The 12,423-nt window shown below is 46.0% G+C and carries 13 protein-coding genes and 1 pseudogene; 2 read left to right on the plus strand and 12 right to left on the minus strand.

The features are described 5' to 3' along the window. Nucleotides 1–108 precede the first annotated feature (108 nt). From ACVC7T_RS09690 to ACVC7T_RS09735, 10 genes are all read right to left on the minus strand, one after another. Nucleotides 109–1,761, minus strand: coding sequence for an ATP-binding protein (locus ACVC7T_RS09690; protein WP_447262860.1), 1,653 nt, complete (start codon nt 1,759–1,761; stop codon nt 109–111). Further along, on the minus strand, nt 1,754–2,428 hold the full coding sequence (locus ACVC7T_RS09695; protein ID WP_172062107.1) for a winged helix-turn-helix domain-containing protein: 675 nt from the start codon (nt 2,426–2,428) through the stop codon (nt 1,754–1,756). Before ACVC7T_RS09695 ends, ACVC7T_RS09690 begins: the two co-directional genes overlap by 8 nt. Nucleotides 2,429–2,432: 4 nt before the next feature. Then, nucleotides 2,433–3,074 carry a phosphate signaling complex protein PhoU gene (phoU, locus tag ACVC7T_RS09700; RefSeq protein ID WP_172062104.1) on the minus strand — a complete coding sequence of 214 codons (642 nt, stop codon included), beginning with the start codon at nt 3,072–3,074 and terminating at the stop codon, nt 2,433–2,435. Further along, nucleotides 3,074–3,823: a phosphate ABC transporter ATP-binding protein PstB gene (gene pstB / locus ACVC7T_RS09705; protein WP_125265798.1), complete on the minus strand. Its 750-nt coding sequence runs from the start codon at nt 3,821–3,823 to the stop codon at nt 3,074–3,076. Before pstB ends, phoU begins: the two co-directional genes overlap by 1 nt. Further along, nucleotides 3,816–4,667 (minus strand): phosphate ABC transporter permease PstA, encoded by an 852-nt coding sequence (gene pstA / locus ACVC7T_RS09710; RefSeq protein WP_170242578.1) that lies wholly within the window; start codon nt 4,665–4,667, stop codon nt 3,816–3,818. Before pstA ends, pstB begins: the two co-directional genes overlap by 8 nt. A gap of 1 nt (nt 4,668) precedes the next feature. Next, a complete protein-coding gene (gene pstC, locus ACVC7T_RS09715; RefSeq protein ID WP_447262861.1) occupies nt 4,669–5,517 on the minus strand; it encodes a phosphate ABC transporter permease subunit PstC in 849 nt (282 codons plus the stop codon). A 9-nt stretch (nt 5,518–5,526) separates the two neighbouring features. Next, on the minus strand, nt 5,527–6,408 hold the full coding sequence (locus ACVC7T_RS09720) for an extracellular solute-binding protein (protein WP_105110944.1): 882 nt from the start codon (nt 6,406–6,408) through the stop codon (nt 5,527–5,529). A gap of 190 nt (nt 6,409–6,598) precedes the next feature. Beyond that, nucleotides 6,599–7,315, minus strand: a complete 717-nt coding sequence (gene budA / locus ACVC7T_RS09725; RefSeq protein WP_105161097.1) for an acetolactate decarboxylase — start codon at nt 7,313–7,315, stop codon at nt 6,599–6,601. Nucleotides 7,316–7,318: 3 nt separating this feature from the next. After that, a complete protein-coding gene (locus ACVC7T_RS09730) occupies nt 7,319–8,548 on the minus strand; it encodes a tetratricopeptide repeat protein (protein WP_105161096.1) in 1,230 nt (409 codons plus the stop codon). Beyond that, on the minus strand, nt 8,538–9,713 hold the full coding sequence (locus ACVC7T_RS09735; RefSeq protein ID WP_447262862.1) for an AI-2E family transporter: 1,176 nt from the start codon (nt 9,711–9,713) through the stop codon (nt 8,538–8,540). Before ACVC7T_RS09735 ends, ACVC7T_RS09730 begins: the two co-directional genes overlap by 11 nt. A 134-nt stretch (nt 9,714–9,847) precedes the next feature. On the opposite strand from ACVC7T_RS09735, the gene ACVC7T_RS09740 reads away from it, so the two are divergent. After that, entirely contained in the window at nt 9,848–10,855 is a 1,008-nt protein-coding gene (locus ACVC7T_RS09740) for a lactonase family protein (RefSeq protein WP_105161095.1), read from the plus strand. A gap of 60 nt (nt 10,856–10,915) precedes the next feature. Further along, nucleotides 10,916–11,101, plus strand: coding sequence for a hypothetical protein (locus tag ACVC7T_RS09745; RefSeq protein WP_105110949.1), 186 nt, complete (start codon nt 10,916–10,918; stop codon nt 11,099–11,101). Between the two features lie 32 nt (nt 11,102–11,133). Here ACVC7T_RS09745 and ACVC7T_RS09750 read toward each other — a convergent pair whose 3' ends face one another. Both ACVC7T_RS09750 and ACVC7T_RS09755 read right to left on the minus strand, forming a co-directional pair. Beyond that, on the minus strand, nt 11,134–11,454 hold the full coding sequence (locus ACVC7T_RS09750) for an HAD family hydrolase (protein ID WP_447262863.1): 321 nt from the start codon (nt 11,452–11,454) through the stop codon (nt 11,134–11,136). A 4-nt stretch (nt 11,455–11,458) separates the two neighbouring features. Continuing rightward, a pseudogene (locus ACVC7T_RS09755) lies at nt 11,459–12,423 on the minus strand (IS3 family transposase); the annotation flags it as partial.

The raw sequence follows: 12,423 nt of genomic DNA on the forward strand, positions 1-12,423 counted from the left end.
AAGGCTGTTTTTTGATGTAATACTGACTGTATTTCGAGAAAAACGAACGCTGAGTGGCAGAAAACTAGCCTTAGCTAAAGATGTTGAGCTGTGAATACAGTTTTTATTTTATTTCGGAAACTTCACCTTCATCACAGTTCCCTGACCTAACTGGCTTTGGACGTGGATGGTAGCGCCGTGGACTTGAAGGGCGTGTTTGACAATGGAGAGACCGAGACCGGTACCGCCCACTTGTTTGGAACGGCTCTTGTCGGCCCGATAAAAGCGCTCAAACATGCGTTCCTGGTCTATCGGTGAGATGCCCAGACCAGTATCTTCTACGACCAGGCTAATGGCCTCATCTGTCTGACTGAGACTAACATGGACCTGTCCATGTTCGGTATTGTATTTAATGGCATTGTCACACAGATTAAAAATAATAGACTGGAGTAGGACAGGATTTCCATGATAGGAAATCTGGGGACCCGTAAAGCTCAAAGCGATATTTTTCTGCACCGCCTTGTCTTCCAGACCAGCCAAAACCTGCTGGACCAGGTCAGTCAATTGCACATCCTCTTTTCGGATATGTCTACCTTCATCCAACTGGGCCAATTGGAGAATATCCTCTACCAGTTGAATCATGCGCTGGGATTCCTGGTGAATCTTCTCGGCAAAGACGACAACATCATCTGGCGAGGCAATGCGCGACTGCAGAATTTCAGAATAGCCAGATAGAATGTGGAGCGGTGTCCGCAATTCGTGGGAAACCGTCGCTGTGAATTCTCGCCGTAATTTTTCCAGATAATACTGCTCGGTCACATCGAAAAAGAGAAGAACGGCCCCTGATTGCTGCTGCTCCGACCAAATCGGACGTCCGATGACCTTGTATTGGTGGTCCTGCAATTCGACAATTGTATCTGTTTTCTGACCATCCAGTAACTCCGTCAGCAAGTCCTTCAAGGCCGATTGGCGCTGAAAAAGAGCAATGGGTCTGGAGAGGGCTGACTCTTCCAATTCTAAAAGATTACGAGCCGCCTCATTGTAGATGACTAACCGGCCCTGGTCATCAACGATGACTAACCCCTCCTTCATCTTGGAAATGATAGTATCAAATTCATCCTGTTTCTGCCGCAGGAGACTCTCTTTTTCAGCCAATTGAGACTGGTGAAAATCCAGTCGCTTGAGCAGGGGATGCAATTCCTTATAAACATCATTTTTCAAGGGTCGCTCTAAGTCAATGGTTTCCAAGGGCCGGAGTAATTTTTGAGCCGTGTATTTGGCAAGGACGTAGGAAGTCAGAAGCGACACAAACCCCAAGACGGCAAACCAGGGAAACATCTGCTGCATCAAATCAAAGACCGTACTGTGGGAAACTGAAAGACGGACGATACTGCCGTCTTGCAAGAGCCGTGCCGAGTAAACGAGGGTTTCAGACAGGGTACTAGAATACCTGACCCGCTGGCCGATTCCATTTTTTTTAGCCTGAATGACTTCTTCACGCTGGCTGTGATTGTCCATTTGCGAGGCATCATTTTCGGAGTCATAGATGACACTGCCGTCAGGAGCTATCCAAGTAAAACGGTATTCTCCAGGAGCAATGTGCTGCAGATAGTCTTCGCCTTCATTTTCAACCGCCTCTGCCACCAACTGGGTTGCTTGAACCAAATGATCGACCAATTGACCGTTAAAATAATTATAAAGGTAGACCTGGACAGTGAGGATAGTCAGCAAAAAGACCCCCATAGCTGTCATAAATACTGCTTGAAAAATCCGTTTAGTCATGGTCTTGCTCCAAGAGATAGCCTACTCCACGCACTGTTTTGACCAGGTGACCGGCTTGGCCCAATTTCTGGCGCAGGGTTCCCACATGGACATCGACCGTCCGCGTCTCGCCCATAAAATCTTGTCCCCAGACCTTGTCCAAGAGTTCCTGACGGGTAAAGACTTTTTGAGGCAACCGCATGAAGAGGTGCAGTAATTCAAATTCTTTCAAAGTCAATTCAACCTTGCTGTCTTGGACATAGACCTTGTGACTGGCTAGATTGATACGAATCGTGGCAAAGGCAAGCTCTTGCTCCTCCTGCTTTTGAGTCCTGCGCAAAACAGCCTTAATACGGGAAATCATTTCCATCATACCAAAGGGCTTGACCAGGTAATCATCAGCCCCCATGTCCAAACTCTGAACCTTGTCAATCTCAGTCCCCTTGGCCGTTGCCATAATGACGGGTATAGCCAGCCACCTGGTCTGCCTACGCAGGTCCTGGAGGACGGAAATTCCGTCCTGGCCTGGCATCATAACATCCAAGACCACTAAATCAGGACTTGCTTCCTCCAATCCTTCCCAAAAACTAGCAGCCTCTGGAAAACCCTTAGCCTCAAAACCAGCAGTCTTGAGGCTATAGATCATCAATTCACGAATGGCATCATCATCTTCTACACAGTAGATCATTTTCTTACCCTTCTAATTGACCCGTGATAGAAAATTGTACCCACTTGGCAATATTGACGGCGTGGTCACCGATGCGCTCCAAGTACTTGGCAATCATCAAGAGGTCAATGGCCTGGTCACCATTTGCAGAGTGGATCCCAATATATGTAGCCAGTTTTTCTTTTATTGTACCAAAATATTGGTCAACTGTATCGTCTTTTGCAACAACTTGGCTGGCCAAATCGTGACTTTCTTTGATAAAGGCATCCAGGGCACCCACCACCATCTGACTGACCTGCTCTGCCATTTTCTTAACTAAAGGAATCTCTTCCACCAGGTCAATGGGATTGTTGCGAATCAGGTCCGCCACTTCAGAGGATTGGGCGCCGATTCGCTTCATGTCGTAGACCATTTTAAGGGCGGATGAAATGGTGCGCAGGTCCCGAGCAACTGGTTGCTGGCGCAGGAGCAATTTGAGGCAACGGGCTTCGATATCCCGCTCTAGCTCCTCAATCTGCTGGTAGGTCTGCTGGATTTTTTCGTAGTTCAACTGCTCTGGCCCATTGAGACCGTCGGCAGAGCCTGCGATAATCTCCTCACAGAGACCACCCATGTAGACCATGTCCTTTTGCAATTCTTCTAATTGGCTTTCAAAACGTGAACGCATTAACCAAACCTCCCTGTGATATAGTCTTCCGTACGTGGATCTTTTGGCATACTAAAGAGACTGCTTGTCTTGTCAAATTCAACGACCTCACCCAAGAGGAAAAAGGCAGTCTGGTCAGACACCCGCAAGGCCTGTTGCATATTATGGGTGACCATGACAATAGTATAGTCCTTCTTCAATTCCAGCACCAATTCTTCTATCTTGGCGGTTGAAATCGGGTCGAGAGCTGACGTCGGCTCGTCCATCAAGAGAACTTCCGGCTCGATAGCCAGGGCACGGGCAATACAGAGACGCTGCTGCTGACCGCCCGACAAGCCCAGAGCAGACTTATTGAGGCGGTCCTTGACCTCATCCCAGATAGCTGCCTGACGAAGAGAACGCTCGACAATCTTATCCAGTTCCAGCTTATTATGAATGCCGTGGGTACGAGGTCCGTAGGCCACATTATCATAAATGCTCATTGGAAAAGGGTTTGGTTTTTGAAAAACCATTCCGACCTTCTTACGGAGGACTGTCGTCTTCATCTCCGCATAAATATCTTCTTGGTCCAGCAGAACTTTGCCCGTTAAACGGCAGTTCTTGACCAAATCATTCATACGGTTCAGACTTTTTAAGAGGGTTGATTTCCCGCAACCAGAAGGCCCGATAAAGGCTGTAATCTGATTACCTGGAATTTCTAAATTGATATTCTTCAAAGCCTGAAAATCCCCGTAGAAGAGATCCAGACCTTGGATACTTAGTTTACTCATTTCTATTTCTTCCTAATTTTACTGCAATCCATTCAGACAAGAGGTTCATGACAATGACCAGAATCAAGAGAATGACAGCTGTTGCGTAGGTCTGATTGACATAAATACCTTCACCCGAAATCAAATACATGTGGACAGCCAGGGTCCTACCTGAGCTGGTGAGATTGGTCGCCACTTCTGCTACTGTCCCAGCTGTGAAGATCAAGGCTGCTGACTCACCGATAACCCGGCCCAGGGCCAATACGACACCTGAAAAAATTCCCGGTAAGGCAGAGGGCAGAACCACCTGAAATATGGTCCGCAATTTACCAGCGCCAAGGGCAAAACTTCCTTCCCGATAGCCATCTTCAACGGACAAGAGAGCCTCCTCGGTTGTCCGCATAATCAAGGGCAGAATCATGATACTAAGGGTCATAGCCCCTGCAATGATTGACAGGCCCAAGCCAAGGAATTTGACAAAGAAGAGGGCGCCAAACAAACCATAGATGATAGACGGAATCCCTGATAGTGTCTCCGTTGCCAAACGAACAATGGTCACTAGGGGATTGTCCGGCTGGGCATACTCTGTTAGGTAGATAGAGGCACCAATCCCGATTGGCAAGGCAATCAAGAGGGCCAGAAGAGCCATCAAAACAGTGTTGAGAAGGGCTGGTAGCATGGACACATTGGTTGAATTGTAGGTCCATGAAAAGAGCTCCAGATTGAGATAGGGCAAGCCCTTGATCAAAATATAGAGAACGATAAAGCTGGTTGCAAGGCCTGCCAGACCAGCCGCTAGAAATACCAGCCACCTCAAGATAAGAGAGGTCCGGTCAGTCGAAGCTTGGTGTTTTACTAATGACATCCTAGGCCTCCTTCTTATTCATGCTATAGAAGAGCAAGTTAATGAGTAATATAAAGACAAAGAGCACAACTGCAGTTCCAATCAGGGCCTCACGGTGGAGATCCGTTGAATAACCCATTTCCATAACGATGTTGGTCGTCAGTGTCCGTACTCCCGAAGTCAAGGAACTTGGTATCAGGGCCTGGTTACCAGCCACCATGATAACTGCCATGGTTTCTCCCATTGCACGACCAAGACCCAAAATAACACTGGCCATAATCCCCCGCCTTGCTGCTGGTAGGATAATAAAGAAGATAGACCGTTCATGGGAGGCTCCCAGGGCCAAGCCACCCTGATAATAGGTTTCTGGAACCGCACGTAGGGCTGCCTCAGAGACACTGATAATAGTCGGCAAAATCATGATTCCCAACAAAATGGATGCTGTCAAAACCCCCATCCCGTGACCACCGACATTGCTACGGATAAAAGGCACCAAGACCACTAAACCAAAGAAACCATAAACAACTGAGGGAATTCCCGCCATGAGGCTGACCGTACGCTTGAAAATTGGATACCATTTTTCTGGACAGAAGAAGGCCAGAAAGACAGCTGTCAGAATACCAATTGGTACACCGAGCACCAGGGCACCAAAGGTCACGTAGACGGAGCCCACAATCATCGGCAAGACACCGAAAAGTTGATTAGACGGTCGCCAATCTAAGCCAAACAGGAAATTTCCCCAACCGATTTCTTGGATGGCTGGCAAACCAGCTGAAAATAGAAAGATACAAATAAATACTACGGATAAAACGGAAATGCAGGCAGCCAGAAAAAAGACTGCTTGCATGCCGGTTTCTCGGAACTGACGCATAAACTCCCCTTATTTAGAAATGTAGGTTGACCACTCGGCTTCTTTACCAGTGTAAATATCCTGCACTTCTTGTACTGTCAAACCTGACAATGGATTTTCCTTATTGACAATTACTGCAATACCATCGATGGCAATTGGTGTAGCTGATACACCAGCTGAACTTTCTGAATCCTTCAATTCACGCGATGCCATACCAATATCAGCAGAGCCCTCAATGGCGCTTGTCACACCTGTTGAGGAGTCACTTTGCTGGATTTCCACAGTTACGTCTGGATTGACTGCTTGATAAGCTTCTTTTAATTTTTCCATAACTGGGTTAACAGAGCTTGAACCTGCTACCACGACCTTACCTGATTTTGTCTTAGCCTGGTACGCTGCTTTGGCATCGACTGGGATATAGCCGGATTTTTCAACTACTGCTTGACCATCAGAACTCATAATAAAGCTGATGAAGTCTTGAGCAGCTTCGCTAATAGAATCCTTTGTAACGATATTAAATGGACGGGCAATCTTGTATTCACCAGATTTGATAGTATCAATACTTGGAGCGACACCATCGATTTCCAATGGTTTGCTGTTGCCGTCAAGCGCACCAAGTGAGGCATAGCCGATAGCCGCGGTATCTCCGGTTACTGTCTGTAACATAACCGCTGTAGAGTTGGTTACAATAGCTTGGTTAGTTGTATTGTCCACCTTTTCGCCATTGGCATCCTTAGACTCAATTCCCACCAACTCAATAAAGGCACCACGGGTTCCTGACCCTTCCTCACGGGAAACCACTGTAATAGGCTGGTCTGCTGTGTCCTTAGCAGCCTGACCACAGGCAGTCAGAAGGCCGACACTGGCCAAACCAAGAACAGCAAATTTTGTAAGACGATTCGTTAAAGACATAATCAATTCTCCTTTTTGTTATGACTCTATCTTACACCGTCAATATCAAATCTATTAGAGGGCTTTTGTAAAGTTTGTGTAAAATTAGGAGAATCATCACTAGCTCCTCTCACACCACTGTACCTATCGCACGAAAAAAGAATTCCACCTGTAAGTCGAATTCTTTCCTTCTTATTCTCATTTAGAAACGTCACTCCGCCTTCTCTATATCCTCTCGCACTTCCTTGGCATTAAATTTCGCAAAGAGGTACTGGCGGTCTTGGATTGGGAAGCGTTGGTCCAGCTGATCGACTGCCCCCACTTCCACATTGCCCTGGGCGATAACATAGTCCATAACGTGGCCGCCAAAGGTCAAATCATCTGAGATAAAGTGCAGGTGGTAACCCGCTACGCTGACGCCGTGGAAAATTTCCGGTGTCCAGATACCTACAATGGTGCCCGAAATATCCTCAGCCGTGTATTCAGGCTGGTGGCTGGCCACCTCCGCAAACCGAACGCTGGAGGCTGACTTGGGAATCATGCGGACGTGCATGCGAGAAAAGGTCCCCTTAATCTTAATCGAACGGAAAAGATTCTCCCCGTCATAATAGGACTCAATTCTTGCCTGCAGCTCCTCACTGGTCATCTCAAAGCGCTGCTTGAAAATGACCTCAGCTTCGTGGAAAATAACCGCTGCATAGGGTACCTTCATATCAGCAGGAACCTCCACCACTTGCGGCTTATCCCCTGCTCCCTTGGCCTGATAGGCCTTGCCATCTAGTACAATCAATTCTCCGTCGATAGAGTCCAAGGTCCCCAGCCCCAAATCACCGTGTTCCAAGAGCTCACCGACCGTCAAGGAACCACCGTAAAGACCAGCCATGAGAGCCCCTAAGGTATTGTATTGAAATAATCGATTTACTTGCATATCCTACTCTTCATTCAAAAATTCTTGCATGGCCAAATCATCTGGCACCAGGCTCAAATACCGACCAGCCTGGACACGCGCATCCTCAGCCCGCCCCATAAGCCGTAAAGCCTCCACATAATCCGCCAAAAATTCTGGATTGTCTGCCAAATCTGCAACCAAGTCATCAAAGATAGCCAAAGCCTGCTCCACTTCTTCCAAAGACATATTGGCCTTGGCAATATTCCAACGGGCCAGGACATTGTCCAAGTCATCGGTCAAGAATGGCAATACTTCCTCATAGCGCTCCTGCTCCAAATAAAGATTGGTCAAGCGCAAGGCCACTTCATTCTCATCATCAATGACCTCCCGGGCCCGCAGCAGGAAGTCCTCTGCCGCCGCCTCATCATGCAATTCATAGGCATACTGGGAAGCCTGCAGGAGCAGATTGGCATCAAAGTCATTTTTGGCCAGGCCTTGCTGGGTCATGGCCAGAGCCGCCTCCAACTGGTGTTCCGCATGGAGAGACTGCCCATAGGCGTACTCATAGCCCTCAAAGTCAGGATTGATGGTATCTAGCTGCTTAAAGTAGAGATTAGCCTTCTGGTATTCTTCTTGTTCAAATAGCAGAGCTGCCAACTCAAAAACCGTCTGGTCATCATATTCCAGCTCCACAGCCTTTTCCAGAAATTCGACAGCCGCCTCGAACTTGCCCAGACTAGCATAGGCTAGACCAATCCGCTGATAGGTCGACACCCCAGTCAATTCGTAGATTTCCCGATTGTCCAGCTGGGCGTAGAGGGAAACAGCTTCCTTGAAATTTTCCAATTCCATGTCCAACTCAGCTAGTCCAAAAGTGATAATGGGCTCATCCGACAGGTGACTAGCCTCCAGCAATTTTTCACGGGCTACATCCGATAGGCCCTCTGCCTGGTACAAATCTGCCTTGACCAAGAGTGCCTCTAAGTAGGCAGGGTGGCGCTCAGAAATGGCCTCCAGATAACCAAAAGCCTCTTCGACCAAGCCATCTTCAAAGGCAATCTGAGCCAAATTGATAGCCACTTCTGGGTATTGACTCTGCAATTTCCCATAAATCTCCGCCGCCTGGGGGAGAAATCCAATGGACTCCAGGTAGGCAGCCAGGGCCAAGAGCGTCTCTTCATCGTCCCGGACCAAGGCCCGCTTGAAATATTTATTGGCTTTATCCAAATCCTGCTGGTCCAAACAAGCCAGCATCTTTTCACTATTGTTCATTATTCGCTTCTAAACTCTCTATTGTATCTTCTTCGTATAATTCGCTATAAACCTTGTACCATTCAAAGGCTGCCTTGACCAAGACCTTGATAGAGGCATAGATAGGAATTCCCAAAAGAACGCCCAGCACCCCAAACATCTGCCCTGAAGTCAAAAGGACAAAGAGAATGGTAATAGGGTGGATGTTCAAGGAAGAACCGATGATCAAAGGCGTCACAAATCGACCTTCAATGGTTTGCTCAATCATAAAGACAATCAAGACCTTGACCAGCATGAAGGGACCTGCAATCAAGCCCAAAATGACAGCCGGAATCATAGCCAAGAAGGAACCCAGATAAGGGATTAGATTGAGAAAACCAGCCAAAATCCCCAGGGTCACAGGATAGCTGAGACCAATGATGGAGAACATGATGGAAAACATGAGAGCCACAATCATGGCCACCGTCACCTGACCGCGCACATAGTTGGACAGCTGGCTATTGACATCCGACAAAACGGTTCCAATGGGCGCCCGCCACTTGGTCGGCAAGTATTGGGTGATATAAGCATTGAGCCCCTTACCATCTCGCAGGAGATAAAAGAGGATAAAGGGCATAATCAAGACCGCCACAATAATCTGCGATGCCGTTGAAATCAAATGACTAGCCCAGTTGACCGCGCTGGATGAAAATCGCTGAGCAAAGGAAATAATCTGATCATTGACCTGATTGATCGCCTGAAGGGCCGTCGGTCGGAATTGTTCAAACCTCTTATCCTGCAACAAGGAGGTTAACTGTAGCTCTAGCTTTTGAATGTTTGCAGGCAGATTTTGCACAAATGAAACTACCTGTTCCTGGATATTTGGAATTGCTACTGCCAAGCCCCAAACTAAAAGCAGTCCAATCAGAACAAAAACAATGGAAATACCAATCGTTCTGGAAACCTTCCTCTTCTCCAACCAATCCACAATGGGATTTAGGAGATAATAAAGCAAGCCTGTCAACAGCATAGGCAAGAGAATAATCTCCACAAAACTACCTATCGGTTTTAGCAAAAAACTAATCTTAGTAAATACAAGAATAGTCAGACTAATCAGCAGGGTCACCAGGAAAAAAGTCACCGCCTGATTGTTAATAAACCATTTAAAAAACCAGGTCACACTAAACTTTTGATCTTTCTCGTCCATCTCATTTCTACCTTTCCTTTTTCTACTATTGTACCATGTAAATGCCGAAAATTTATGCTGGAAATCATGTCCAAGAAATTTTTTCATGCAGAATTGTGGTATAATTTAAACAATCACTAGATAAGGAGAAACAAATGAACATTTATTTCGGAACCTACACCAAAAGAGACTCAAGAGGGATTTATAAGGCTAACTTCAATCCTGAAACTGGCTCACTAGCTCAATTAGAATTGGTCGCTGAAGAGCCAAACCCAACTTACCTTGCTTTCGATGCAGAGGGACGACTTTACTCCGTTGGCTCAGAAAACGGTCAGGGAGGGATTGCTGCCTTTACAGCTGATTTCCAACCACTCAACCATGTCGTTGAAGAAGGGGCTCCCCATTGTTATGTTGCAGTTGACGAAGAGCGCAATTTGGTCTATGGTGCCAATTACCATAAGGGACAGGTCTTGGTCTACAAACGTTTAGAAGACGGTTCTCTGGAATTGGCAGACCAGGCGCAACATGAAGGGTCTGGTCCTCATGAAAACCAAGCATCTCCTCATGTTCACTTTGCGGATTTGACACCAGATAAGTTATTGGTAACCTGCGATTTGGGAACGGACCAGGTCATCAGCTACAAGGTATCTGACCAAGGTAAATTGGAACAAGTAGGTAGCTATTCTTCTGCTCCTGGGGCAGGACCACGGCACATTGTCTTCCACCACCACGCAAAAATTGCCTATCTAATCTGCGAACTCAATTCGACCATTGAAGTTTTGATTTACGATGGTCTTGGTCAATTTGAACACATGCAGACCATCTCGACCCTGCCAGCTGACCACACTGGTTTCAACGGCACAGCTGCTGTTCGCATCAGTAAGGATGGGAAATTTGTCTACGGTTCTAACCGCGGTCACGACTCCATTGCTGTCTACAAGACCTTGGGTGATGCCAGCCTTGAGCTAGTGGAAATTGTCCCAACCAATGGCAAGACGCCACGTGATTTTGCCCTCAGCCCAGATGAAAAATTCCTGGTTGCGGTCCACCAAGACTCTGACAATGCGACTGTCTTTGCCCGTGATGAAGAGACAGGTCGATTAACAGAACTATCCTATGATTTCCTGGTTCCAGAAGCTGTCTGCGTGACCTTTCATCCATAATTCAAAATAATTGTGAAATCGCTCTATTTTTGGTTTAATAGACAAATAGGAGGTGAGATTATGAATCCAGTAGATTTGTTTAACGAAGTAAAAGACTTGATTGCCAACAAAGACTTTGACGGTGCAAAACAATTCATAGAAGAAAACAAAGACAACTTCGGCGAATACTTGGAGCAAGCAAAAGGCTTGTTGTCAGGTTCTGAAGGCGTTAACGGTCTTTTAGATAAAGTTAAAGGCTTATTCTAATACATGTAAAAACTAGGCTGAGAATGTTCAGTCTAGTTTTTTGTTTGTTCAAACATATTTGTTATCTCCTGCAATGAAGGAATTACCCAATCACTCTTCAATTTTTCATTTTCACTGGCATGCTTCCCAAAATCTGTCAGTATTCGTACAGTCCACATTCCCAAAGATTTAGCAGGTAGAATATCATTATCATACCTATCACCAACATAGACAACTCTATCTGCAGGGATGTTTACTTTTTGCAAGGCAAGTGTGAAAATAGTTGTATCTGGTTTAGATAGCCCAACCTCTTCAGAGAGGATGATGAGTTGAAAATAAGACTCAATTTGAACTGACCCCAAAAAATTGGACAAATAATTATTGAAAGGATTTAGTTCTGTATTGGACAGGACTAAGTCCTTTTAATTTTGCTTTGATTCGTTTGTTGTTATAGTAAAAAATATAATCAGTAATAGCTTTCTCCAGTTGATCCAGAGACTTGAAACTCTTTTCAAATCCGTAAAACATTTCTGTTTTCAAGACGCCAAAGAAAGACTCCATCATCCCATTATCTGGGCTATTCCCTTTGCGGGACATGGATGGTCGAATGCCTTTTGTTTCCAAAAAGTAATGGTAAGACTGGTGCTGGTATTGCCAACCTTGATCGCTGTGGAGAATAGTCCCACTGTATAAATCTGCTGGAAAAGCCTTCGCAAGCATGGTTTGAACCTGTTTCAAGTCAGGTGACCGAGACAGGGTAAAAGCAATAATCTCACTATTATAGCCGTCAAGAACAGGCGATAAGTAGAGTTTCCCTTCAGGCAAAGCAAACTCCGTCACATCGGTATAACATTTTTCATAAGGCTTAGATCCCTCAAACTGACGTTTAATCAGATTATCAGCCTTCTTACCCACCTCACCTTTGTAAGAAGCATACTTGCGCTTACGACGAATACGAGCCGCTAAGCCCATGACTGTCATCAAGCGCTGCACCTTTTTGTGGTTGATGAAGAAACCTCGATTTCTGAGTTCTAAATAAATCCGACGATAGCCGTAATTACCTTTATGGTCATCATAAATGGCTTGAATTTCAGCCTTAATTGCTTTGTTCTTGTCGGGTTTATCCAGTTGCTTGACTTGATAATAATAAGTTGAGCGAGGCATTTTAGCTGTCGCAAGTAGGAGGTCTAGTCGGAATCCTCCTTGGACCATATCTCTAATTGTTTCTGCTGTTCGCGCACTAGTGCTTCGTCCCTCAAGCGAAGTTCTCTCAACTTTTTTAGGAAGGCCACCTCAGTTCGAAGACGTTCATTTTCCTCTTGAAGGCGCTCTAATTCCGTCAT

The organism is Streptococcus sp. P25B114 (genome assembly GCF_053010325.1).

Bases quoted from the DNA above. Each gene is read 5' to 3' on its own strand.
- ACVC7T_RS09690 (WP_447262860.1), bottom strand. From the start codon at position 1,761: ATGACTAAACGGATTTTTCAAGCAGTATTTATGACAGCTATGGGGGTC.
- ACVC7T_RS09695 (WP_172062107.1), bottom strand. From the start codon at position 2,428: ATGATCTACTGTGTAGAAGATGATGATGCCATTCGTGAATTGATGATC.
- phoU (WP_172062104.1), bottom strand. From the start codon at position 3,074: ATGCGTTCACGTTTTGAAAGCCAATTAGAAGAATTGCAAAAGGACATG.
- pstB (WP_125265798.1), bottom strand. From the start codon at position 3,823: ATGAGTAAACTAAGTATCCAAGGTCTGGATCTCTTCTACGGGGATTTT.
- pstA (WP_170242578.1), bottom strand. From the start codon at position 4,667: ATGTCATTAGTAAAACACCAAGCTTCGACTGACCGGACCTCTCTTATC.
- pstC (WP_447262861.1), bottom strand. From the start codon at position 5,517: ATGCGTCAGTTCCGAGAAACCGGCATGCAAGCAGTCTTTTTTCTGGCT.
- ACVC7T_RS09720 (WP_105110944.1), bottom strand. From the start codon at position 6,408: ATGTCTTTAACGAATCGTCTTACAAAATTTGCTGTTCTTGGTTTGGCC.
- budA (WP_105161097.1), bottom strand. From the start codon at position 7,315: ATGCAAGTAAATCGATTATTTCAATACAATACCTTAGGGGCTCTCATG.
- ACVC7T_RS09730 (WP_105161096.1), bottom strand. From the start codon at position 8,548: ATGAACAATAGTGAAAAGATGCTGGCTTGTTTGGACCAGCAGGATTTG.
- ACVC7T_RS09735 (WP_447262862.1), bottom strand. From the start codon at position 9,713: ATGGACGAGAAAGATCAAAAGTTTAGTGTGACCTGGTTTTTTAAATGG.
- ACVC7T_RS09740 (WP_105161095.1), top strand. From the start codon at position 9,848: ATGAACATTTATTTCGGAACCTACACCAAAAGAGACTCAAGAGGGATT.
- ACVC7T_RS09745 (WP_105110949.1), top strand. From the start codon at position 10,916: ATGAATCCAGTAGATTTGTTTAACGAAGTAAAAGACTTGATTGCCAAC.